At 66.9% G+C, this 21,520-nt stretch carries 21 protein-coding genes; 8 read left to right on the top strand and 13 right to left on the bottom strand.

The annotated features are described in order from the left end of the window. The first annotated feature begins 10 nt into the window (after window positions 1-10). Together ACFVUS_RS24355 and ACFVUS_RS24350 are read left to right on the top strand one after the other, a co-directional pair. On the top strand, window positions 11-268 hold the full coding sequence (locus ACFVUS_RS24355) for a hypothetical protein (RefSeq protein ID WP_387770664.1): 258 nt from the start codon (window positions 11-13) through the stop codon (window positions 266-268). Beyond that, window positions 265-420, top strand: a complete 156-nt coding sequence (locus ACFVUS_RS24350) for a hypothetical protein (RefSeq protein ID WP_387770661.1) — start codon at window positions 265-267, stop codon at window positions 418-420. The genes ACFVUS_RS24355 and ACFVUS_RS24350 overlap by 4 nt, the downstream gene beginning before the upstream one ends. A 277-nt stretch (window positions 421-697) precedes the next feature. Here the strand turns inward: ACFVUS_RS24350 and ACFVUS_RS24345 are convergent, their stop codons facing one another. The 5 genes from ACFVUS_RS24345 to ACFVUS_RS24325 are packed head-to-tail and all read right to left on the bottom strand — an operon-like array spanning window position 698 to window position 5,682. After that, complete coding sequence (locus ACFVUS_RS24345) at window positions 698-1,240, bottom strand: carboxymuconolactone decarboxylase family protein (RefSeq protein ID WP_387770658.1); 543 nt, start codon at window positions 1,238-1,240, stop codon at window positions 698-700. Beyond that, window positions 1,237-2,187 carry an FAD-dependent monooxygenase gene (locus ACFVUS_RS24340; protein ID WP_387770655.1) on the bottom strand — a complete coding sequence of 317 codons (951 nt, stop codon included), beginning with the start codon at window positions 2,185-2,187 and terminating at the stop codon, window positions 1,237-1,239. The genes ACFVUS_RS24345 and ACFVUS_RS24340 overlap by 4 nt, the downstream gene beginning before the upstream one ends. 33 nt (window positions 2,188-2,220) lie before the next feature. After that, a complete protein-coding gene (locus tag ACFVUS_RS24335) occupies window positions 2,221-3,855 on the bottom strand; it encodes a bifunctional 3-(3-hydroxy-phenyl)propionate/3-hydroxycinnamic acid hydroxylase (RefSeq protein ID WP_387770653.1) in 1,635 nt (544 codons plus the stop codon). A gap of 17 nt (window positions 3,856-3,872) precedes the next feature. After that, complete coding sequence (locus tag ACFVUS_RS24330; protein WP_387770650.1) at window positions 3,873-4,796, bottom strand: VOC family protein; 924 nt, start codon at window positions 4,794-4,796, stop codon at window positions 3,873-3,875. 31 nt (window positions 4,797-4,827) lie between these two features. Continuing rightward, a complete protein-coding gene (locus ACFVUS_RS24325) occupies window positions 4,828-5,682 on the bottom strand; it encodes a fumarylacetoacetate hydrolase family protein (RefSeq protein WP_387770647.1) in 855 nt (284 codons plus the stop codon). A gap of 119 nt (window positions 5,683-5,801) precedes the next feature. Between ACFVUS_RS24325 and ACFVUS_RS24320 the strand changes: the two genes are divergently transcribed. From ACFVUS_RS24320 to ACFVUS_RS24310, 3 genes are read left to right on the top strand one after another with little or no spacing between them, the layout of a single operon-like run. Continuing rightward, window positions 5,802-6,503 (top strand): GntR family transcriptional regulator, encoded by a 702-nt coding sequence (locus ACFVUS_RS24320; RefSeq protein WP_387770643.1) that lies wholly within the window; start codon window positions 5,802-5,804, stop codon window positions 6,501-6,503. Between the two features lie 14 nt (window positions 6,504-6,517). Next, window positions 6,518-7,276, top strand: a complete 759-nt coding sequence (locus tag ACFVUS_RS24315; protein WP_387774663.1) for a CoA transferase subunit A — start codon at window positions 6,518-6,520, stop codon at window positions 7,274-7,276. 41 nt (window positions 7,277-7,317) lie between these two features. Then, window positions 7,318-8,043 carry a CoA transferase subunit B gene (locus ACFVUS_RS24310; RefSeq protein ID WP_387770640.1) on the top strand — a complete coding sequence of 242 codons (726 nt, stop codon included), beginning with the start codon at window positions 7,318-7,320 and terminating at the stop codon, window positions 8,041-8,043. Here the strand turns inward: ACFVUS_RS24310 and ACFVUS_RS24305 are convergent. Continuing rightward, window positions 7,945-8,448, bottom strand: coding sequence for a hypothetical protein (locus tag ACFVUS_RS24305; RefSeq protein WP_387770637.1), 504 nt, complete (start codon window positions 8,446-8,448; stop codon window positions 7,945-7,947). The two genes, ACFVUS_RS24310 and ACFVUS_RS24305, sit on opposite strands and share 99 nt — an antisense overlap. Before the next feature lie 147 nt (window positions 8,449-8,595). Continuing rightward, window positions 8,596-9,192 (bottom strand): TetR/AcrR family transcriptional regulator, encoded by a 597-nt coding sequence (locus tag ACFVUS_RS24300; protein WP_387770634.1) that lies wholly within the window; start codon window positions 9,190-9,192, stop codon window positions 8,596-8,598. 67 nt (window positions 9,193-9,259) lie between these two features. Between ACFVUS_RS24300 and ACFVUS_RS24295 the strand changes: the two genes are divergently transcribed. Continuing rightward, a complete protein-coding gene (locus tag ACFVUS_RS24295; RefSeq protein ID WP_387770631.1) occupies window positions 9,260-9,673 on the top strand; it encodes a hypothetical protein in 414 nt (137 codons plus the stop codon). Here ACFVUS_RS24295 and ACFVUS_RS24290 read toward each other — a convergent pair. From ACFVUS_RS24290 to ACFVUS_RS24280, 3 genes are all read right to left on the bottom strand, one after another. Beyond that, complete coding sequence (locus ACFVUS_RS24290) at window positions 9,633-10,655, bottom strand: helix-turn-helix domain-containing protein (RefSeq protein WP_387770628.1); 1,023 nt, start codon at window positions 10,653-10,655, stop codon at window positions 9,633-9,635. The two genes, ACFVUS_RS24295 and ACFVUS_RS24290, sit on opposite strands and share 41 nt — an antisense overlap. 173 nt (window positions 10,656-10,828) lie before the next feature. Continuing rightward, window positions 10,829-11,563, bottom strand: a complete 735-nt coding sequence (locus ACFVUS_RS24285; protein WP_387770625.1) for a hypothetical protein — start codon at window positions 11,561-11,563, stop codon at window positions 10,829-10,831. Then, entirely contained in the window at window positions 11,560-15,534 is a 3,975-nt protein-coding gene (locus tag ACFVUS_RS24280; protein ID WP_387770622.1) for an NACHT and WD repeat domain-containing protein, read from the bottom strand. Before ACFVUS_RS24280 ends, ACFVUS_RS24285 begins: the two co-directional genes overlap by 4 nt. 162 nt (window positions 15,535-15,696) lie before the next feature. On the opposite strand from ACFVUS_RS24280, the gene ACFVUS_RS24275 reads away from it, so the two are divergent. Continuing rightward, window positions 15,697-16,440: a hypothetical protein gene (locus tag ACFVUS_RS24275; RefSeq protein WP_387770619.1), complete on the top strand. Its 744-nt coding sequence runs from the start codon at window positions 15,697-15,699 to the stop codon at window positions 16,438-16,440. Between the two features lie 165 nt (window positions 16,441-16,605). On the opposite strand, the gene ACFVUS_RS24270 is transcribed toward ACFVUS_RS24275, so the two are convergent. The 3 genes from ACFVUS_RS24270 to ACFVUS_RS24260 form a co-directional block, all read right to left on the bottom strand. Then, the gene (locus ACFVUS_RS24270; protein ID WP_387770617.1) at window positions 16,606-17,253 is read right to left on the bottom strand and encodes a DUF2867 domain-containing protein; all 648 of its coding nucleotides are present in this window, start codon (window positions 17,251-17,253) and stop codon (window positions 16,606-16,608) included. A gap of 27 nt (window positions 17,254-17,280) precedes the next feature. Next, a complete protein-coding gene (locus tag ACFVUS_RS24265) occupies window positions 17,281-19,419 on the bottom strand; it encodes a serine/threonine-protein kinase (RefSeq protein WP_387770614.1) in 2,139 nt (712 codons plus the stop codon). 176 nt (window positions 19,420-19,595) lie between these two features. Beyond that, window positions 19,596-20,525 carry a LysR family transcriptional regulator gene (locus tag ACFVUS_RS24260; RefSeq protein ID WP_387770611.1) on the bottom strand — a complete coding sequence of 310 codons (930 nt, stop codon included), beginning with the start codon at window positions 20,523-20,525 and terminating at the stop codon, window positions 19,596-19,598. 137 nt (window positions 20,526-20,662) lie between these two features. Between ACFVUS_RS24260 and ACFVUS_RS24255 the strand changes: the two genes are divergently transcribed. Continuing rightward, window positions 20,663-21,490, top strand: a complete 828-nt coding sequence (locus ACFVUS_RS24255) for an inositol monophosphatase family protein (RefSeq protein WP_387770608.1) — start codon at window positions 20,663-20,665, stop codon at window positions 21,488-21,490. Window positions 21,491-21,520 lie beyond the last annotated feature (30 nt).

Here is a 21,520-nt window from a genome sequence, read left to right as displayed (position 1 = left end):
GGTGCCTACCGTGGCGAAAGCGAAGGGGCAGGCGATGGACCTTCCTGCACAACACGACGACGAGGATGCTTGGAAACTGGCGCTGGCACCGACCGAGGGCGGACGCCTACTCGTCCATCACGACGGGACATGGGGACTGGTCGGCGACGACGGGTGGGAAGTCGATTCCGACGAATTGCGCTCCCACATCACGATCGCGGTCGTCCGCCCGATGATGCCGACTATCGAAGTGCAAGCGATCTCAGTGAAAGACAGTGAGATTCGATGAGCGGCGGCTGGATCACGCTCGGGTGGGTGATCGTGCTCGGACTTCCTCTGGCGGTCGTCGTCACGGTGATCTGCTGGCCCGCACGGATCCCGAAAGACCGAACCGTGCGGGCGATTCGTCAGCGCGTCGAGGATGAGGACAGAAGTCAGTGAAGGAGACGGCACAAAGGTTTGCCCCGGTTCCCAGCCGATTGCCAGTTTCGGCGGCGGTTGGCCCGAGGACGGGTGGGCAGAGTGATCGTGTCGGTCGTGGTGCGGCCGATGGGGCATCGGGTGTTCGACTCCGCAGGAACCGGTGCCCGTTTGAGCTGGCGGATGGATGTCGCTGCCCGTGACGTCCGCCTGGCTCGATGAGTGGCCGGGTGAGATGCCGTCCTCGCCCGGCCACTTCGGAGTTGGTCGCCGAGGCTGAAAGCGTTGTGCTAGTGGGCTATTCGGCCAACTCGGGTGCGCCGATGTCGAATACGCCCATGAGCTGGGCCAGGGTTCGGTAGTAACCGGCGAGCGTGGTGATCTCGATGACTGAGGCTCGGTCGAGAATCCCAGCCGGTGGTAGATCACCAGGGGTGGCGACGGGGCGCAAAGTCAGGTGCTCGGAGAGGGTTGCGATTGCTTGTTCTCGGGGGTCGGGGGTGGTGAAGGTGCCTTCGCGGAGGGCGGTGAGTTCGGGGTCGGTGAGGCCGATGGCGCGGCCGACTGCCTCGTGGGCGTAGCGTTCGAAATTGCTTGCGGTGCAGCGGGATACTGTGAGGATGGCGATTTCGCGTTCGCGGGCGGTCAGGGCGGTGTGGTAGCGCAGGGCTGCGCCGAGTTCCTGGAGGGGGTCGCCGACTTCGGGGACTTCGACCATGAGGCCGAAGGGGCCCTGTAGGCGGCCTTGGGAGTCGAGGAGGGGGAAGTGCTGGGGGCCGGAGGCGCGTTGGCCGTGCACTATTGCCTCGTAGACCGCGCGTTGCCGGGGAGTCATGGTCATGGTTGTGCAACGTACCGGCGGGCAGTGGTCAGGTAGCTGCGGCCCTGGGGGTCCTTGGAGGTGACGGTGACTCGGACGCCGTTGTCGTCTACTCCGACGACTTCGCGGCCGAAGCGGATATCTACGCCGTGCTTGCCCGCCCATTCGGGAAGGGCAGATGCGGGATCGAGTGGGCGTTGTTCCAGGATGCGGACGCGAGCGCCCGAGGAGGCGATTTCCGCGGCCGCGGTCAGCCCGGGCGGATCGGTTCCGATGACTATGACATCGACGTCGAAGCTGTTGTATCCCATGCCGTTTGCCTTTCTGTCGATGAGCGCGCGGACGTGGGGTACGCGTTCGCTCTCGTAGGAGTCCAGCAGCGCGGACCCGCCGAACCCGCGCAGCGCCAGGTCGAGTCGCCACGCCAGCGCTTGCGCGTCGCGTACCCCTTGGGTTGTCCGCCGTTCCACGGCGGGCGGCAAGATGTGTGCCGCGTCGCCGATCAGGAAGATTCGGCCGTCGCGCCAGCGCTCCGCGAGCTTGCATTCGAAAGTGTGAGCGCCGTCGTGGAATTCGATGAGGAGCAGGCCCGCACCGATGTGGTCGCGCACGAGGCTGGCGGCCCCGTCCGCGCCGATCAGATATCGAGTCCGCACCGTGCGAGCCACCTCACCACGCACGACACCGCCACGCTCATCGATGCGTGCCGAGCGCAGCCGCACTTCGACATGGTCGTGATAGCGGATGATTCCTGCGGCCTCCCAACCGAAATACGCTGGCACGCTGGCGGAGTCGTGTACTGCTCCATAGAGCGCGGTGTCGATGCACGACTCTCGACCGAGGTAATGCGAGCACCGACGTTCGAAAACCGCGACGCGATGCCCGGTCCGGCCCAGAAGTGCGGCCATGGTCTGGCCGACGGAGCCGTAGCCGATCTGCACCACGTCGTAGATTTCGTTGTCGGACATCATTATCTCCTGGGGTGATGCTGGGTGACGCGCCTAGCGCGACTCGGTGCTCCGGCGCTGAAGCAGCTGCGCGAACTCACCGGTCACCGGCGGTACCGACCGGAAGTCCGGCCGGAGCTGGGCGCGCAGCTCATCCACGAGCTCGCCGAGTTGTATCGGGGCGCAAGCCATCCCGTAGAGGTAGAAGTCCGGACGCAGCACAGCCGCGACCGCGTCGCGCTCGCGCAGCCAGGGCAGATACTCGTTGTCCAGATCCGCGAAGGTGCCGTAGCGCCCATCGGTGCTCAATTGCAGGACCACGGCCTCGATTTCGTCGAGGAACGCCCATTGATCGTCGGTGAGCACGATATCGGCGACGGGACCGTCGGTCAGGATCTTGAACCCGGATCCGGCGATATCGTCGAGCAGCCCGACCGCCGTGCCCTGCGCGATGCGCCGTTGCGGCACCAGCTGTCCGACACTGCCGGGCAGGGCGTGGTCGCGGTCATGATGGAGCACACCGTCGCCGAGCACCGGCGGCGCGCCCGGCGGGAGCACCCGCGCGGGATCGGCCTCACCGGCGATCATGCGCAGATCCCGTTGTGCGGCAACGTGTTCATCGAGCACACAGATCACTTCACCCAGCGCGATGGACATATCGATCGCGTGGCGCACGTGAGCCGAACGCTCGGTGGAGTAGCTGTCCAGCAGCCCCGGATCGGCCACATTGTGCAGCACGAGATTGAGTTTCCAGGACAGATTGAGCGCGTCGCGCAGCCCCGAGCACATCCCCTGTCCGGCGAAGGGCGGCATCAGATGCGCCGCGTCACCGGCCAGCAGCAGCCGCCCCGAACGCCAGGTGTCCACGCATTGGGCTTGGAAGGTGTAGACGGTGTGCCGTTCGATGCTGCTGTTGTCGGGATTGCGGCCCCACGGCTCGAGCAGCCGCCACGCGGTCTCGGTGGTGTTGAGCTCGGCGACGGTTTCGTGCGGCAGCCGCATGAACTCCCAACGCCGCCTACCGGGTCCACCCGAGACGATGGTGGTGGGGCGCACCGGATCACACAGTTGCCAGTTCATCGGCGACCACCGCTGATCATCGTGGGGGATGGTGTCCACGATCAGCCAGTCGAAGAAGAATCCGAGATCGGTGGTCGCCACACCCATGGCGCGGCGCACGAAGGAGTTCGCGCCGTCCGCGCCGATGACCCAGCGGGCCGCGAAGCCTCGTTCGCCCTCGGGGGTGGCAGCGGTGATCTCGGCATGGTCGGCGTGTTCGGCGATATCGATGACCTCGTGTCCGCGCAGTACGGTAACCGAGGTGATCGACTGCGCAGCCTCGGCGAGCACGAGTTCGAGATCCGGCTGGGAGAAGAAATTGGCTGTGGGCCAACCGCTTTCACCGATCCCGCTCCAATCGATGCGCAGTAGCGACTCCCCGGAGGTATTGCGCCACTCATAGAAGTCCGGGACCGGATCGGTGATCGCCATGACCTGCTCGGCGACCCCGGCGGCCTGGAAGATCCGCCCGATCTCGTGATCGAAGTGCACCGCACGTGGTTTGGGATAGGGCTCGGGCCAGCGTTCGAGCACGAGCACCTCGTGACCCTGGCGACCCAGCAGGATGGCGAGCAGTTGGCCGACCGGGCCGAAGCCCACTATGGCCACATCGTGAATCTTGTCCGGCATTGCTCGGTTCTTTCTCCTCAGCCGGCGTGGTGTGCGCCGGTCATGAGGGCCGCGAGGTCCTCGGGGTGCAGGAACGACGGTGGCGGCGGCGGGCCCCAATTGAACAGGCCCTGCGCGCCCTCGAACACCTCGGGTTTCCACAGTTGGTCATCGACGATGGCGTCCATATCGGAGTAGTACTCGGAGAAGTTGCCCGCCGGATCCTTGAGGTACCAGAAGAAATTCGAGCCCGCGTGGTGGCGGCCCAGGCCCCATACGTGCCGTTCGGGGTTGCCGTCGAGCATGGCGCTCGCACCGCGCCCGACCTCGTCGATGTCCTCGACCTGCCAGGAGGTGTGGTGCAGGAAGTTCACCGGGGCGCGCAGTACCAGCACGTTGTGATGATCGGTGGAGCAACGCAGGAACGCGCCCTCACCCTTGATTTCGTCGCTGAGCTTGAATCCCAGTCCGTCGCAGAGGAATCGGCGGGTGGCCTCGTAATCGACCGAACCCATCACCACATGCCCGAGTTTGCGCGGGCGAACCGGTTCAGTGCGCAGTACACCGGGCGCGCGGGCTCCGACCCGTTCGAGGCGGCCCGGGCCGTTGTACGCGGTGGCGAGCGTCTCGGGCTGGGTGAGCCGCGCGGCCACGCGCACCACCGCAGTGAATCCGGCGATGGGTTCCACGGTGGTGAGCGCATCGGGGGTGCGGGTCACCGGTAGATCCAGTCGGCGCAGGCGTGCGGCGATCGCGTCGAGATCATCGGGATCGTCTGCGCCCAAGGAGATTTCGACCAGTCGCCGGGTCGGCGTACACACCAGCCGCAGCTGGTTGCCGCCGTCGCGGGTGCCCAGCCAGCCATCGGGGCGCGGGGCGAGGCCGAAATCGGTGTAGTAGTCACGGGTGGCGTTCGGGTCGGGCACCCCGATGGTGACCGAGGACAGTGCGTGCAGCGCCATTGCCTGGCTCCTTCGAAAAGCGTTGTGCGGTTCAGTGATCGGAGACCATGACGTGCCGCATCTCGCCGACGCCGCGCACATAGCTGACCAATTCGTCCCCGGGCGCCAGATAGCGTTCGGGCGTGCGGCCCAGGCCCACGCCCGCGGGGGTGCCGGTGAAGATGACATCGCCGGGGAGCAGCGGGGTGATGGCCGACAGGCGTGCGATGAGTTCGGTGACGGGGAAGACCATGTCGCGAGTCCTGCCCTTCTGCATCTGCTCACCGTTGATCAGGCAGCCCAATTCGATGTCGTCCGGGTTGTCGAACTCGTCGGGGGTGACGAGCAGCGGGCCGATGGGGCCGAAGCCGGGGAAGGACTTGCCCATGCTGAATTGCGGGGCCGGGCCGACGCGCTGGCGGTTGCGCTCGGAAAGGTCTTGTCCCACTGAGATTCCGGCGACATGTGCCCAGCCGTCGGCGGTCGCGACCCGGTGTGCGGGCCTGCCGATGACGATGACCAGTTCGACCTCCCAGTCGACCTTGCCCGGGGGCAGGGTCACGGTGCCGTAGGGCCCGGCCAGCGAGGAGGCGAACTTGGTGAACACCGGCGGTTCCTCGGGCACCGCGAACGCGGATTCGGCGGCGTGATCGGCGTAGTTGAGGCCGATGGCGAAGACCTGGCGCGGCGCGGGGGCGGGATTGCCGAAGTCGGCGGGTGCGATATCGGCCAGCGGCACACCGGGTTCGGCATCGAGATCGCCGCAGAATCGCAGGAGCTCATCCCAGCGCGGGTAGGCGTCCTGTATCCCCGAGCCGAACGTGCCACCGCTGGCCTGCTCGATATCCACGACGCGGTCCGAGGTCGTGACCAGGGTCAATCGATCGGAAATATTGGCGAATCGCACGGGGGAACTCCTGTTTCGAGAATGCGGCCCGACGCGGGCCTGTGCACTGGATCACTTTCGAAAGTAGACGTATAGTTTCGATTCTGCAAGATTGTTTCGTATAGTGATACCGTGTTTGCATGGCGAAGAGCGGCGGAACGACCCGTACCGATGGCATCTACCAGGCGTTACGCGCCGACATCCTCGGCGGCCGCCTGGTACCGGGCGAGCGGCTGAAGTTCCCGGACCTGTCCGAGCGGTACAAGGTCAGTGTCGGGGCGACCCGTGAGGCGCTGACCAAACTGACCGCCGAGGGACTGGTGACGACCAAAGCGCATCAGGGGTATCTGGTGCGCCCGCTCTCGCATCAGGACCTGGCCGATCTGACCCAGGCCCGGGTCGAGGTCGAATCCCTGGTGCTGAAGCTGTCCGTGCAGGACGGCGATATGCAGTGGGAAGCCAATGCCGTTGCCGCACACCATCTGCTGGAGCGCACGCCGTTCCGGGACCCGGCCGATCCGGACCATCCCACCGATGAGTGGTCCGCCGCGCACGCGGCGTTCCATATCGCGCTGCTCAACGGCTGCGGCAACCGCCGCCTGCTGGACACCGCGCGGGCGCTGCGGCAGGAAGCCGAACTGTATTTGCAGTGGTCGGTCTCGTTCGGCAATGAGCCCGAGCGGGATCTGCCCGCCGAGCACCGCGCGCTGCTCGAGGCGGCCGTGGGCCGCGATCCCGAACTGGCACAGGAGCTTCTGCGCGATCACATCGCGCACACCGCGCAGCTGTTGATCAGTTGCGCACCCGATCAACCGAATTCGGCGGAGGCCGATATCGAGTAAGGAGAACGTCCGTGATGGACAAGACGATCACAGATCCGGCGACCGCGATCGCCGATATCCCCGCGGGGGCGACACTCGCCGTGGGTGGTTTCGGATTGTGCGGTATCCCCGAAACCCTCATCGAGGCACTCGAATCCGCCGGGGTGGGCGATCTGGATGTCGTGTCCAACAATTGCGGAGTCGACGATTGGGGGCTGGGGCGACTGCTCGCGGCCGGGCGCATCCGGCGGGTCACCGCGTCCTATGTCGGGGAGAACAAGGAATTCGCGCGGCAGTATCTGGCCGGTGAGCTCGAAGTCGAGCTGACCCCGCAGGGCAGCCTCGCCGAGCGGCTGCGCGCCGGAGGGTGCGGGATCCCGGCGTTCTACACCCCGGCGGGACTGGGCACGCCGGTCGCCGACGGCTCGATGCCATTGCGCTACAGCGCCGATGGCACCGTGGGCGTGCACGCGCCCGCCAAGGAGATGCGCACGTTCGAAGGCCGCGACTACATCCTCGAACACGCGATCACCACCGACTACGCTCTGGTGCACGCCGCGATCGGCGACCGGCACGGCAATCTCGTATTCCATGCCTCCGCAGGCAATTTCAATGCCCTGTGTGCCATGGCGGGAAAGATCACGATCGCCGAGGTGGAGCGGCTCGTCGAACCCGGTGAGATTCCGGCCGACCAGGTGCATGTGCCCGGGGTCTTCGTGCAGCGTGTGGTTCCGGTCGCCTCCGTCGACAAGCGCATCGAGAAACTCACTGTGCGCCAGCCAATCTCGGCCTGAGCCCGCTTCCCGCCTTCTACCTACACATTCGAGGAACACCCATGCCCTGGACCCGCCATGAGATGGCCGCCCGCGCCGCTGCCGAACTCACCGACGGTCAATACGTCAACCTCGGGATCGGCTTGCCGACCCTGGTGCCCAACTATGTCCCCGACGACATCACCGTCGTACTGCACAGCGAGAACGGCATCCTGGGAGTCGGACCGTATCCCGTTGCCGGACAACAGGACCCGGATCTGATCAACGCGGGCAAGGAGACGGTCACCCTGCGCCCGGGCGCGAGCTACATCGACTCGGCGCTCTCGTTCGGGATCATTCGCGGCGGGCACCTCGACGTCGCGATCCTGGGCGCCATCCAGGTGTCGGAGACCGGTGACCTGGCCAACTGGTCGATCCCGGGCAAGATGATCAAGGGTATGGGCGGGGCCATGGACCTGGTGCACGGAGCGCGCCGAGTGATCGTGCTGACCGAGCACACCGCCAAGGACGACACCCCCAAAATCGTCGAACACTGCACTCTGCCGTTGACCGGCGTAGGCGTGGTGCACCGCATCATCACCGACCTGGCCGTGCTGGACGTAACCGAAAACGGCTTGGCCCTGGTCGAACTCGCCCCCGAGGTCACCATCGAACAGGTCCGCGCCCGCACCGGCGCGCCAGTGCGAACCTCAGACCATGGCTCGCACATACACGGTGACCGCGGCGTCGGTACCGGTGATCAGCACCGTGCGAGCCGCCCTCAACTCACTCAGCAGCAATCGCTGTGAGGCGGCGCAGTCTATGCCGAATTCGGACACCAGCCCGAGCATCGATCGGTCTGCGAGGTCTTTGCATGTGACGGGTCGGGCCGGGGGTAGGTCGGAGGTCTCGGGCGGCTGAGCCAGGAAAAGTGAAGGGTACCGGTCGAATTCGGCTGCCGGACCGCTGAACGAGCCGGTATACGAACAGGTATTGAGCGTCGTCCCGACGTTGCAGTTCGTCCGCATCTGCACCATCGGCCAATTGTCCGGGACGTGGAGATGAAAAATCCGCGCCATATCGGCCCTGGCCTGTCCATCGGACAGCTGGGTCGTCACATAGTAATCATCAACCGTCAGATCCTTCAGATTGACTTTGGACAGCACCGATACGCAGCCCGTGACAACAATCGCCAGCACCATCGTGAACGCCACCGCAAGCCCCGCGAATAGGAGTACTGAGGCCCGGGCTCGCCGTCGAACCACCGCGCCTGCCGAATTTTCTTGTCGTGTAGTCGATCCCACCCCAGCCCTTTCGTCTCCGGACTCTACCAATGCGGTGGCATAACTCCGGGCCGGGATCTATCCCATACCGGCGGCCAGGGCGCGTGCGGCGTCGGCGAAGTACTGCTCGTCGGCATCGGGAGCGAGGCCGAGGATGACGCCCTGACTCATGCCGACGAACAGCGCGCGCAATGCCGTTGCCAGGCGTTGCGCGTGCTGCGGGGTTACCCTGCGCCCGTTGTGGTTTCGTCCCGTGAACAGCGCGATCAGGTGGCTTTCCTGTTCGCGAATGGATTCCGCCAGTTGGGAGCCGAGCTCGTGATCGTGAACGGCCATGTCCAGCAACGTGATCTGCAACGTCAGTCCGGACAGCGCGTCCGGGCCGTCGCAGGTACCCCGGTAGTAGCGTGCGAAGGCATCGACCGCCTCGACCAGGTCCATCTCGGCGGAGATCGTCCGTTCGATCTCGTCGTAATGCGGAGTCAGATAGTCGCTGATCATCGCGACCACCAGTCCGTTCTTACTGCCGAACAGGGAGTAGATCGCCCCGGTGGTCACCTCGGCGCGAACGGCGATCTCCTCGAGCTTGGCGCGGTACCCGTCGCGGGACACGATCTGGAACGCGGCATCGAGCAGCGCCCGCCGATTCCGCTCCTTGGTCTCCGCCCTCGTCATTCGCATAATTAGATTATTACCGTAATCTGATTACGAAACAACCCGGCAGGCTTCAGGAGGATCGGTCATGACCCAGACCATGGAATCGACTCGGATCAGGACTGCGGGAATCATCGCTGACGGCGCGTTCAAAGTGCTGTTGGGAGTAGGGGCGCTCGGTGGCGCGTCAACGCTCGGGCGTCTGCTCGGCGTGCCCGTATGGATGTTGGTGGTCGCGGGCGGCGCGCTGGTGATCGGCGGCGGGGTGGAGATCAGGTACGTGACCAGGCGTCCGGCACGGAGGTATACGGCTCTCATGGTCGCGTATGACAGCGGGTGGGTACTCGCGGCGAGCGCCGGTCTGCTGCTGGCATGGCAGGGCGCAGGCTTCGGAGGTGAGGTCTGGGTCGGATATCAGATGTTCGCGCCCATTGCCTTTGCGGTGCTACTGATTTCGGGCATCACCTTCGGGTCGCGCCTCGGCGCATCTCGCCGGGCGTGAGCTTGTAATGGTCACGGAATGCCTTGTTGAAGACGGACATTGCGGAAAACCCGCACTCGAAGGCGATATCGGTGACCGTCCTGCCCGCCCAGAGCGGGTCGGTGAGCCGCTCGGCGGCGCGCTGCACTCGGGCTTTCAGCAGAAAGGCGTGGGGAGTGGTCTGTGCGAGCCGCATCGCACGTTCGAGCTGGCGACGTGTGATCCCGAGGTTCTCGGCCAGTGTGTCCACAGTCAGGCGCGGATCATCGGAGTACGCGCGAATGTGACGCTGGGCGTCGCGTGAAATAGCCGCCAGCCGTGTGCTTTCCGGGGCGCGGCGCTCGTCGAGCGCGGCGGCGAGCAGGCCGACCAAATGGGTACTGGTGGTCAGAAATTGCTGGGCGGTGAGTGTCGCGCGGTGGCGGTGCAATTGCTCGGCCAGTGCCACGACTGATCCCAGCAGCGGATCACATGCCTCGAGAGCCAAGTGCGGGCGGTTGCCACGCACAGCCCGTATGACGCCGGCCGGAACGGTCAGGATCCAGGCGCGGACCTGATCGCTGTGGGCCAGTGTCATCGGCTGCCCCCAATCGACCACACCCAGCTGACCGGGCCGCAATTGCACCGTGCTGTCACCCTGCGCCAGTCCGAGCAGCCCGCGGCGTGGGATCAGTAGCCGACCGCTGCGATCACCGTCATTGCCGATATGTGCGCTATCACGTTCATAGGAGACTTCCTGGGAGGTGAAGTCCACCGCTTGGAAATCGCCGAGCCGATAATTGCTGAGCCGCTGGACGACCGTCGCTCCCGAGAAGCCTCGCGAGTTGGCGTAGCGAATGCGGGTACCGCCGTGATTGTTGTGCACGTGATGACGCCAGAAGGCAGGCCTGTCATCCGCGTCAACCTCCGCGGTGGAGCCGCTCAGCAACGTCATCTCGGCCATTCGTACCCCTGTGTCGCAAATCCGGAGGGCAACTGTCGCACATCCGGTCGATCCGATCATCCACGCGCACATACCCTTTCACCGCACGGGCGGGACCGCCACCTCATGTCGGCGGCGGATTGGTTGCTCTCACCGCCGAAGGGGGGTGGTAAGGGCAACCAGCCCCGCGATACGGGCGAGTTCCTCGTGTGTGCGGGTGTCCTACACGCGACCCGACCGCAACCGCCTGTGGTTCAGAGGTGGAAGCCCGCGCCGAGGCCGCCGCGGCGGTTGAGGTCGGTGAGGATGGCGGTGATGGAAGTGCCTGCGCCCCAAGACCAGTGGTTGCCGATGAGGGTGTCGCCCATTACCACCGGGGAGCCGGAGTCGCCGGGGAATTCGGAGACGGTGGTCAGGAGGTAGGGGCCGGCGGTGGTGAGGGTGACTCCGCAGGTGCGGGCGGTGGTGGCGCCCTGTTTGCAGACGGGGGTGCCGGTGGGGGGTGGGGCGGAGAGGGTGCGGATGGTGGTGTCGCCGACGGTGGCGACGGGTTCGACCTGGGATTTGTCGAAGAGGATGACGGCGTAGTCCAGGCCGGGGCCGTTCGGGCCGGGGACCACCGGGTTGCCGCCGCTGATGTAGGCGATGCGGCCGAGCAGGTGCAGGTCGGCTATTTTCGCGCCGGGGGCGAAGGCCTCGGATTCCAGGAGTACCAGATCATTCGGCCATTGACGGTCGCCGTCGTATTCGCAGTGCGCGTTGGTCAGGCCGATGAGGTTGTCCGCCGCGTCGTAGCCGATGGCGGTGAGGGTGCACACGTGCAGGATGGCGTGCTCGGTCAAGGGCGCACCCCACAGCAGGGCCAATCCCGTGCCGCCGCCGACCTGGACGCGAGTGCGCGGGGCCGGAACGTCGGCGGTGGCCACGGCGGTGCCGGTGACGGCGAGCACGGCGGTGAACAGCGTGGCCAGCAAGGGGATTCGGCTCATATCGCTCCTGGGCACGGCGGCTGGTAGGGGAGTCGGGGCAGATGCGCGGCCCAGATCTCGCGGGTCAGCACACCGCGGGTGACCGCGCAGATGCGCCGGCGGGCTTGGTCTTCGTCGAGATCCCAGATGCTCATGACGCTGTTGCCGACCCCGATCAGCCGCCCACCGGCGGGATCGAAACTCAGATTCCAGTTCGTGCGACTGGGCATGGTGATGGTCTGGCCGATGGGGCGTGGATGCGCGCGATTGCGAAAGTCCCACAGCCGCACCGTGGAATCCGCGCCCGCCGTGGCCATGAGAGTGCCGTCCGGGCTGAAGTCCACCGACTGGATATTGAAAGCGTGCCCGATGATCGGATCACCGAGCGGATGCGCGCGTGCGGGATCGCTGATATCCCAGACCCGAAAGGTGTTCGCGGACAACACGACCATGGTGCGCTCATCGAGGGTGAGCCCGAACCCCGCCAGCGGGTGCGCGCGATCGCCTGCGATGCGGTGGATCTCGTTCGCGCTGCCGCGGTGCGAGATGTCCCAGAGCTTGATCCGATACTCGGGGTCACCACCGGCGTTCTTGTCCGGGGCCAGCGACACCAGCAGCCGCCCGCTGTGCGGGACCGCGACCGCCGCCAAACCGGTTGGGGCCGAACCCACGTCGATCGCCTGGCCGACCGCCACCGGATGCGCGGGATCGGACAGATCCCATATTCGCGCGTCCGACAGCGACTGCAACGTCAGCATGACGCGCCCGCCTTGGCCGAACCAGCCCGCGATGGCGTCGGGGAACCGGTACAGCTGGCGGATGTGCGCGGGGTCGCTCGCATCGAGCAGTTGGATGCCCTGATGCGGTCCGGCGGTGGTGATAGTCAGCCGACCGTCATCGCTGAGCGAGGGCGTGCCGGTGAAGTCCCGGCCCGGACCCGGACCCAGATCGGCCAGCAGGCGCACCGATTGCCGATCGCGGATGTCCCACAACTCGATTCGGCCGTCCACCACGCTGGTCGCCATGGTGCCGACCGCACTGGTCGCCCCGGAATTGGCGGACCAGCCGATACGGCCGCCGATTACCGCGGGCGGCAGCGACCACAGCCGCAACCCGCCCTGCGCGCCGCCGACCGCGACCGAGTGCCCGTCGGCGGCGAACGCCAGGGTGCTCGGGCTGTCGCGGCAGGGCTGAAAGCTATTGGCGTCCGGGCACGGTGGTGACGGCGCGGCCAGCGGCTCGCCCAGGCGGGTCGGGTGGGCGCGGTCCACGATGGTCCACAGCGTCACCGAGTCACGGTCGCCGGTGGCCAGGATGGTGCCCTCGGAATCGAAAGCGAGCGAACGCAATTCGGATTTGGTCGCCACCACCAGCGGGCTGCCGACCTGGATGGGCTGAGGGTGGGTCAGATCCCACAGGGTGAGGGTGGCATCGGCGTTGCCGGTCGCCACGAACGCGTCATCGCCGCCGCCGACCGCCAGGGTCGTCCCGTCGCGACTCAGGGCCATGGCTTGAATCTGCGGGCCGGGCACCGTGATCGGCGCGCCGACAGCGGCGGGAGCGGGACCGGGGGAGAACAGCTGCACGGTGTGCGTGCCCGCCACCACCAGCTCACCGCGCGGTCCGAACGCGATTCCCGACACCGGTCCCGCGCCGGGTAGTCGCACGGATTGAGTTGGTGCGGAAGGGTTGTCGATTCGCCACAGGGTGACGCCCGTGCCGTCGGTCACCGCCAGGGACTTTCCGTCCGGTCCCATGGCGAGCCCGCTCACCTTGCCCGCAGCCGAGGCGGCCAGTTGCACCGGATGCGCCACATCGGCGACGTTCCAGAGCCGGATCTCGGTGCCGCACCCGGCAGCGAGCAGCGTCCCGTCGGGGCTGAATACCGTTGCGGCCGAACCATTCACGCATGCCAGTGCCGCGCCCAGCGGCGCGGCGCGAGCGGGGTCGGCCGCATCCCAGAGCCGGACCGTGCCGTCCTGTCCCGCCGAGGCCAGCACCCGCCCGTCGGGCCGGTACGTCACCTGTGTCACCGCACCGTGATGCCCGGCCAGGGGCGCGGCCAAGGGCAGGTTCTGGGTGCGCAACAGACCTGAGCGGATATCGGGATCGCCCGGATGCAGCCGGTCGGCGACCAGTTCGAGCTGAGCCGAGAGTGACGGATCGGTGGCGCGCACGCTGTCGGCCTCGGCCAATGTCGCCACCAGATCGGCATTGTCGCGCTCCTGGGCGGACAGTCGGGTCTGGGCGTAGGCCGCGATACCGAGTACGAGCACGCCCACACCCAGTAGCGCCAGCACCGTGCGGGTGGCCACGGCGAGCCTGCGGGTACGGGTGCGGGTGGCCTGCGCGGCGCTGAGGAACTCGCCGATCATCCCGCCGGGCGTCCCACCGGCCTGCTCGGCGGTGCTCAGCCGCGCACCCTGATACAGCAGGGCCGGATCACGCTGGGCCGCAACCCATTCGGCGGCATCGAGTTCGAGTCGCTGACGAATCAGGTGATCGACGCGTCCCTCGTCGATCCAGGCGCGCAAGCGCGGCCAGGCATCGAGCACGATCTCGTGGGTGAACCAGACGATCTCGCGCGCACCGCCGCTCTCGGGTTCCGCGTCAACCGCCGATCCGCCCGGACCGGCGGACTCGGTAGCTCCCGCGGCGTCCGCGGTGATCAGCCGCGCATCGATCAACCGCGTCAGCGCGGTTTGCGCGGCATCGGAATTGCCGGTGCGCGTGAGCAGTTCGGCGCGTGGCACTCGCCGCCGGGTGTCGCGGCTGTCGACCCCGACCGTCACCAAATGCAGGAGTAGTTCCTTGGCCGCGCCCTGCTCGGCCGGACTCAAGCCCTGCCAGGCCTGCTCGGCCGTGGCGGCCACCGACCCGGCCACCCCTCCGGCCTTGCGGTATCCCGCCACCGTCAACCGCGCACCCGCGCGATGCTGCCAGGTCGCGGCCATCACGTGCGAGAACAGCGGCAGCCCACCGGGATCGTAGCTGCGCCGATCATGACCCGCGCCCAGCCCGCACAGTTCGGTGACCACCAATTCGGGCAGGCCCGGCTCGAAATTCAACCCCGTCACCCGCGCGGGTCCTGAGATGGCCTCACCGAGTTCCTCGACCCGCATCGGGCCCAGCGCGTAACACCGCGCATTGATCGCGTCCTCGAGCACCGGGTAGGCCAGGCACTGCGGATAGAAGTCCGCCCGCACCGCCAATACCACCGCGGTGCCGGTGTTCTCGTGCAGGGCGGCGACCTCGCGCAGGAAGCCCTCGCGCTCGCGTTCGTCCCGGCACAGGGTGAACGTCTCCTCGAATTGATCGATGACCACCAGATCCGGCCGTACCCCACCCGGTGGCTCGAGCGCCTCGGCCAACGTCTTACCCGGCCGCACACCGGGAGTCATCGCGGCCAGGTTCCATTCCCGATCCGCCCGCAGCGCCGGAATCACGCCCGCGTGGAGCACCGAGGACTTACCGGCCCCCGACGCCCCGATGACCACCACCGGCCCCGCATCCGGTCCGGCTACCGTCCGGCGCACCAGCTCCGCGATCTCCGCTGTCGCCCGCGCCCTGCCGAAGAACCACTCCCGCTCCCCGGCCCCGTACGCGGCCAACCCCAAATACGGGCACGCGGCATCGGATTCGGCCCCGCGTGCCTGCGCTGCCCGCCAAATCGTCCGCCACGCGGCGAGTTTGATCAGCTCGGGTGCTGGGGTGCCCGCCTCGGACGCCTTCTCGATCAACGTGAGCAGCACCGGCAACAACGAATCGAATTCGGCCGGAACGGCTTTCCCGGTCCGCCAATCACTGATCCGCTGCATCGTAGCCGGGCTACCCCCAGCGGCCCCCGCCATCCGCTTGGCCGCCGCGGACGCGACGGATCGCAACGTCGGATTCCCGGCCGCCTCGAACAGCGCGGCCAGCCGCTCCGCGAAAACCCTGCGCGGCGACACACTTACTCGCCGCTTCGGGCCCTCACCCGCAACGCTCGACACGCGCCCATGATCTCCCGAAACCGGTGCCGGACCAAACCGTTCGAGACCATCCTGTGCGCGTTTACGTAGCCTGAGCTGCATAGCCTTGAATTTGTGGGGTCTCGCAGGACCGGGGTTGCTCGCTCCGGGCACATCGATAATTCGCCGCCTCGGCATCGTGCGATGCCGGGGCGCGGGGTGCTGCGGGACATTGCCGCCAACCTGGCGACGGCACTGGCCATATGCGTCGGGTGGTTCTGCGCGCTCATCGTGGTGGGTCTGGTAGTCAGCCCCGACAGCCGGGGCGCACCGCATGAGGCCGAGGGCTGCTTCCTGATCGCGCCCTCGCCCGGAATGGTCGACCTGGACAGGACTTTCGACTTCACAGCGACCGTGAACAGCAAGACCTGCGATCTACAGTCCGCGCTGAGCAGGCAGCCGCTACGGCTTCAAGACGTCCCCGCCGGGCACCCGGTGGAAATCGAATTGACCGCACGCAAAGAACTCTCGATCCGCGAACGCGGAACCTCGGCCAAACCTCTTCTGGCGGATGGTAATACGAGCTGGACGTGGGAGCTTCGACCGACACTTGCCACGTCGTACGAACTGTCGCTGGTGGTCATCGTGCACGACCCCGACACCGACGAGATCGTCGACGAGAGCGAACCGCTCTACCTGTCGTTCGATGCCGTCCCATCGAATCTGCGCATCGTGGCGACGTCGTGGAACTCCCTGGGCGCGATTCCCGGTGCGATCGCTGTACTGGTCGCGGTGCTGGGAATCGCGGCGCCACTCTGGCTCAGGGTGCGCGGGCCCGGCGCTACTTGCGGCGGCGGTATTCGGCGACTTCGCGTGCGCGGAAGTCCATATTGTCGCGGTTATGGAAGAACCCGAAAACTCCGACAGTCGCAATACCCGCGAGGATGAGCGTTGTCATGGTGTACCGCCCTTCGTCGTTCGGAACCTACAGACCTTTTGTGAGCGTAGGTTCGCGTGTCGTAGGTAGGCAACGAGATGGGATCGACAGCACAGCCTGGCGTGAGCGACTCACATCGGTGGTCGAATGTGATCCCCGTCTATCGTGATCTCCGCTTATGGTGAGCGCTGCCAGTCGCGCCCGATCATTCGAATCATCGACGGCCACACGATCAGACGCCGAAACGGCCTGATCGCGGCCAGGTAGGCGGCTCCGAGAACGCCGTTGGGTTTGACCAGCATGGCCATCTGGCCGTGGTATCGGCCGGTGCGTTCGTCGGGCACCCAGCCGATGTGCAGCATCGCGTGCACGGTCCGGTTGGCGCTCTCGGATGCCCATTCGTTGTCGGTCAGGTACACCGAGGTGAACGGAATCGTGTGCAGGTCCGGACCGGGCGGAGCGGATCGCAGGTCCGCGGGCAGCCGGTCGCGCACCGTCGGTACCCCGGTGCCGACGCCGAAATCGGGACGGTCCCAGCCGAACAGCCTTCCGAGTCTCCAGCGAAGTCCGAACAGGATCCGGACGATCCGCGAACGGTGCGCGCCGGTGCCTTCGGTGAGCTGGCGTACCAGCCGGGGGAAGTCGTCGGCGTCGCCGGGCGTGGGCAGCACCCACACGTCCTCGAGCCGGAAGTCGTTCGCTATCTCATGGATTCGCCACGGCCGGGTGGTGTACGCGGTGTCCGGCAGCCTCATCGCGACGTCGGGGATTCGGTTCGGCCCATTCCAGGAGTCTCGCAGTTCGCGGCCCTTCGAACCGCTCATGGTGCACCGGCGGGTCGCTTCGGTGGATCACAGATGCAGGATTCGCAGTGTCTTGGCCGCTTCGCTGATCACGTACACCGTGCGAGTGGAGGTGTCCAGGGTGAGCGCGTCGGGGGTGTCCGCGACCGGAATCGTTGCCGTGATGATGTTTCGGGACAGGTCGATCACCGACACCGATCGGGCTTGCCCGTTGGGCACGTACAGCGCGCGGGTATCGAGGTCGATGGCGAGTGTGCCCGAGCCCAAGCCCTGGGTGGGGGTGTCGATTCTGGTCGTCACCCGATGGTTCGCCATATCGATAACCACGATTTTCGAGTTGTAGGTGTCGTCTCCGTAGAGGATTCGATTCACGGGATCGAAAACGGTCGACCCGGAGCAGCAGTTCTCGACCTTGGTCTGATCGGCGGCCGCACCGGTGGCGGGATCGATCGTGAAGGCGGTATAGCTGGCGATGTTGACCCCGGCCAGGCGGTGATTGACCGCATCGACCGCGTATTCGAACGAGCCCTTCAGGGTGTTGGTGATGGTCCGCGTGTTCGGGTCGACCACCGAGAGCCAGGCGTCGAGGGTGTTGAAGGCGTAGACGGCGTGTGTCCCGGGGTCGACCAGCAGGCCGCTGGGGTAGTCGGCCATCCGGCCCGCCTTGGGCGGTCCGACCTTGATCGTCGCGGTGACCGCCTTGGCGACCGGATCGATGATGTCGACGACCGGGTCGGCGCCATCGGTTCCCGCGGTGAAGACCATGTGCGAGACGGGATCCACGGCGACTTTGGATCGATCGGCGGGTAGGGCGATGGTCGCGGTCATCGCACCGCTGACCGGGTCCAGGACAGCCAGGCGCGCACTGTTGTCCGAGGTCGTCACGTACACCGCGTGTGTTCCGGGATCGACTGCGATTGCCTTGGGCTGCAAGGTCAGTGCCACACCCGGCGCGGCCCCCGCGGTCGCGGACGAGTTGTTCGCCGAGCCGCCGTGCCCGCTGAGTGTTTTGACCGCGATGAGCGTCGACGCGGCGATCACCGACACCACGACAACCGCGATCGCGACTCTCCGGGTCCGGCGCGCGGAATCGCGTTGTGGCGCAGCAGGTGTCGATTCCCACGGCAAAGCGACGGGTGGCGGTGCGGGAGAAGCCGCCGGGATAAGGGGTGTCGAAGAAGAACCCGAAGCGCTTCCCCGTGGGGCCTCGTGCAGATCGAGCGGCAGATCATCCGGCGCATCGACCGGGTCGAGTGTGGTGATCGTCGTCGGTCCGGTGACAGGTGGTGGCGTGTACCGCGGCGTCGGAGCCGATTCACGCACCGGCGCAACGCTTTCCGCACCCGGCCCGGTAGTTCCGAGGACACGTTCCACCGCGTCGGCGAGCGCACCGCAACTCTGATAACGATCCTCGGGCCGCTTGGCCAGCGCCGCGGCCAGCACCGCATCGAGCCCGGCGGGCAACTCGGGCCGCAGCTCACGCGGGGACGGTGCTTCCTCGAGCAGATGCGCGGCGATCACCGCGGCCTGATCCTTGCGGGGGAACGGCGGCTGCCCGGTCAGCAATTGGTACAGGGTCGCGCCCAGGGAGTAGATATCGGCGCGGTGATCGGCGGGCATGCGCGAAAACCGTTCCGGCGCGGCATAAGCCAGGGTCGCCGAAACACTGGTCAGGGTCGCGGTGTCATCGAGGGTGCGGGCGATGCCGAAATCGGTGAGCACCGCGCGCTCACCGGAGCGAACGTCGTGGTCGATGAGCAGATTGGCCGGTTTCACATCGCGATGCAGGACACCGTGCGAGTGTGCGTAATCCAGGGCGTGCGCGGCATCGGTGATCAGCCGAGCCGCTCGCGCCACCTCCAGCCCCTGCGGCTGTGCGGACAACAGCGCGTTCACATCACCGCCCTCGACGAACCGCATCGACAGCCACAGTTCCTCATCGCCGGGATGACTGCGGTCGTACACGCCGACGATATTGGGATGCTCGAGCCGAGTCGCCAGGCGCGCCTCACGCTCGAAGGAGTTGCGGGCCTTGGGATCCGCGGCCAGCACCTCATTGAGCACCTTGAGCGCGACCTGCCGATCCAGCCGGGGATGACCGGCGAGATAGACCGCGCCCATACCGCCGCGCCCGAGCAGCCTGCAAATGGTGAACCCGGAGAAGTTCGTCCCCGCGCGCAAGTCCATGCCGATCCCCTGTTTACCCGTACCCCGTGCTCTCCCGAACGAAGGCGGACTACGGCCCTACAGCACTGTAGATCACCGGATCTCGCCGCGCGCGGGATCGGGCAGGAGCTTCCACCTGGGACGATCGGGCCGCTGCTGCGCCAAATGGCCGGTGCGCGTCCGTGTTTGAAGCCTGCCTAACTGTCTGCGTCTGTCCGGCCCGGTCCCGTCATCGTCTCGGTCAGCGCGGTCCGGGCCAGATTGCGCAGCCAGATGTGTGCGGGGTCGGAGTCATAGCGCTGATGCCAGGACAGGTACACCCGGGCCGGCGGCAGGTCGAGGGGGAGTGGAAGCAGAACCAGGCCGAGGTCCGCGGCGATGGAACGCGCCGTGGATTCGGGGGTGGTGACCAGAAGGTCTGAGCCGCGCACGAATTCGAGCGCGGCCCGTTCGGTGGGCGCGGTCGCCACCACGCGCCGCGTGAGGTCCAGGCGGGCCAGGGCCTCGTCGAGGATATTGCCGAGCTTTCCGCGCCGGGAGACGGTGACGTGTTCGGCGGCGGCGTAGCGCTCGGGGGTGACGGTCTCGACGCGGGTGAGCGGGTGTTCGCGCCGCACGACGATGACCTGGCGGGTCTCGGCCACCCGGGTGGAGCGGATCTCGGGTGCGGTCGGGCGGTCCGCGTTCGCGGCGAAGTCGACCTCGCCGCGCCGCAGCTCGGGGGTGTCGATGCTCGATTCCGCGATGAAGCGCAGCCGCACGCCCGGTGCCTGTGCGCGCACGGCAGTGAGCAGTGCGGGGCCGCTGAGGGCGACCAACGCGTCATGCCAGCGCAGCGTGAAGGTGCGGTCGAGCGTTTCGAGGTCGAGTTCACGGCTCGGCGCGAGCACGCCCTGGACCTGCCGCAGCAGCTCGTGCACCTGTTCGCGGACCGCGAGCGCGTAGGGCGTCGGGGTCATCGTGCGTCCGGTGCGGACCAGGATCTGATCGCCCGTCGTGCGCCGGATTCGGCCGAGGCTCCGGCTCATCGCAGGAGCGGTGACGTGCAGGCGGTCGGCCGCCCCGGCCACACTGCCCTCCTCGAGGAGAGCATCGAGCGCGGCGAGCAGATTCAAATCCAATTGCATGAGAGTAATGCTAGCCGTGCTTTACATGCACTTGATGTTAATGATGGCCGCCCCTAATGTTCGAGGTGCGGGTGCGGAACACAACGATTCCTCGCCCGGTTGATCTCATTTCCCTTGCTCGGATTGGAGCACCCGCCATGTCTGAAACAATTCGGAACACCAGTGTTGCAACACCTTTCGCCGCCGACGCCGACCTGCTCGCACAGACCGAGACCGCCGTACGCGCGGCGGGTGCGGTGCTGCGAGAGCGCTTCGGCGATGTGGTCCGATACCGCACCCGCGAAGAGTTGATGGACGCGCTCGCCGCCAACGACGACGCGGTTCTGGACATCCTGCGTCCTCGCCTCGCGGCCCTGCGCCCGGACGCCCGCTGGGTGGATGCGGAGTTGGACGGCGGTGCGCTGCCGCCCGGCGAATGGTGGATCGTGGATCCGGTCGAAGGCAACGTCAACCACCTGCACGCCCTGCCCGAGTGGGCGGTGACCGCCACCCTCGTCCGCGATAACCAGCCGGTGCTCACCGTGGTCCACCTACCGCTGACCGGCGAGACCTATACCGCACTTGCCGGTGCGGGCGCCCACCTCGACGGCCGCCCGCTGCACGTCTCGGAGACCACGGACCTCGGACTGAGCATCGTGGCCACGAGCCAGGCCCGCCCGGACGAGGACGAGACGGTCGTACGCCGCGTCGGCTCTTCGATCACCGAGATGCTCATCGACGCGCTAGTGGTGCGCATCGCCGTGCCCGCCACCCTGCACCTGGTGAACGTCGCCGCCGGTCGCATCGACGCCTTCTGGCAATTCGCCGGTGGCCGTGCGGATTTGCTGCCCGGAGCGCTGCTGGTCACCGAGGCCGGTGGACAGATCTCCGACGCCCAGGGCCGCCCCTGGACCCTGGCCAGCGACAGCTTCCTGGCCGCAGCGCCCGGAGTGCACGCCGATGCGGTTACCACACTCACCCGCTGACCAGAACCCAACAACCACAAGGACTTTCAC

The sequence above is a fragment of the Nocardia sp. NPDC058058 genome, from assembly GCF_042885355.1.
Lineage (GTDB): Bacteria > Actinomycetota > Actinomycetes > Mycobacteriales > Mycobacteriaceae > Nocardia.
This window is presented reverse-complemented; position numbering and strand designations above follow the sequence as displayed.

What these genes read in the sequence shown, in the direction of transcription:
- ACFVUS_RS24320 (WP_387770643.1), top strand. Translation starts at nt 5,802, where the DNA reads ATGGCGAAGAGCGGCGGAACGACCCGTACCGATGGCATCTACCAGGCG.
- ACFVUS_RS24345 (WP_387770658.1), bottom strand. Translation starts at nt 1,240, where the DNA reads ATGACCATGACTCCCCGGCAACGCGCGGTCTACGAGGCAATAGTGCAC.
- ACFVUS_RS24310 (WP_387770640.1), top strand. Translation starts at nt 7,318, where the DNA reads ATGCCCTGGACCCGCCATGAGATGGCCGCCCGCGCCGCTGCCGAACTC.
- ACFVUS_RS24295 (WP_387770631.1), top strand. Translation starts at nt 9,260, where the DNA reads ATGACCCAGACCATGGAATCGACTCGGATCAGGACTGCGGGAATCATC.
- ACFVUS_RS24340 (WP_387770655.1), bottom strand. Translation starts at nt 2,187, where the DNA reads ATGTCCGACAACGAAATCTACGACGTGGTGCAGATCGGCTACGGCTCC.
- ACFVUS_RS24270 (WP_387770617.1), bottom strand. Translation starts at nt 17,253, where the DNA reads ATGAGCGGTTCGAAGGGCCGCGAACTGCGAGACTCCTGGAATGGGCCG.
- ACFVUS_RS24265 (WP_387770614.1), bottom strand. Translation starts at nt 19,419, where the DNA reads ATGGACTTGCGCGCGGGGACGAACTTCTCCGGGTTCACCATTTGCAGG.
- ACFVUS_RS24255 (WP_387770608.1), top strand. Translation starts at nt 20,663, where the DNA reads ATGTCTGAAACAATTCGGAACACCAGTGTTGCAACACCTTTCGCCGCC.
- ACFVUS_RS24350 (WP_387770661.1), top strand. Translation starts at nt 265, where the DNA reads ATGAGCGGCGGCTGGATCACGCTCGGGTGGGTGATCGTGCTCGGACTT.
- ACFVUS_RS24285 (WP_387770625.1), bottom strand. Translation starts at nt 11,563, where the DNA reads ATGAGCCGAATCCCCTTGCTGGCCACGCTGTTCACCGCCGTGCTCGCC.
- ACFVUS_RS24330 (WP_387770650.1), bottom strand. Translation starts at nt 4,796, where the DNA reads ATGGCGCTGCACGCACTGTCCTCGGTCACCATCGGGGTGCCCGACCCG.
- ACFVUS_RS24315 (WP_387774663.1), top strand. Translation starts at nt 6,518, where the DNA reads ATGGACAAGACGATCACAGATCCGGCGACCGCGATCGCCGATATCCCC.
- ACFVUS_RS24275 (WP_387770619.1), top strand. Translation starts at nt 15,697, where the DNA reads ATGCCGGGGCGCGGGGTGCTGCGGGACATTGCCGCCAACCTGGCGACG.
- ACFVUS_RS24290 (WP_387770628.1), bottom strand. Translation starts at nt 10,655, where the DNA reads ATGATCGGATCGACCGGATGTGCGACAGTTGCCCTCCGGATTTGCGAC.
- ACFVUS_RS24300 (WP_387770634.1), bottom strand. Translation starts at nt 9,192, where the DNA reads ATGACGAGGGCGGAGACCAAGGAGCGGAATCGGCGGGCGCTGCTCGAT.
- ACFVUS_RS24260 (WP_387770611.1), bottom strand. Translation starts at nt 20,525, where the DNA reads ATGCAATTGGATTTGAATCTGCTCGCCGCGCTCGATGCTCTCCTCGAG.
- ACFVUS_RS24335 (WP_387770653.1), bottom strand. Translation starts at nt 3,855, where the DNA reads ATGCCGGACAAGATTCACGATGTGGCCATAGTGGGCTTCGGCCCGGTC.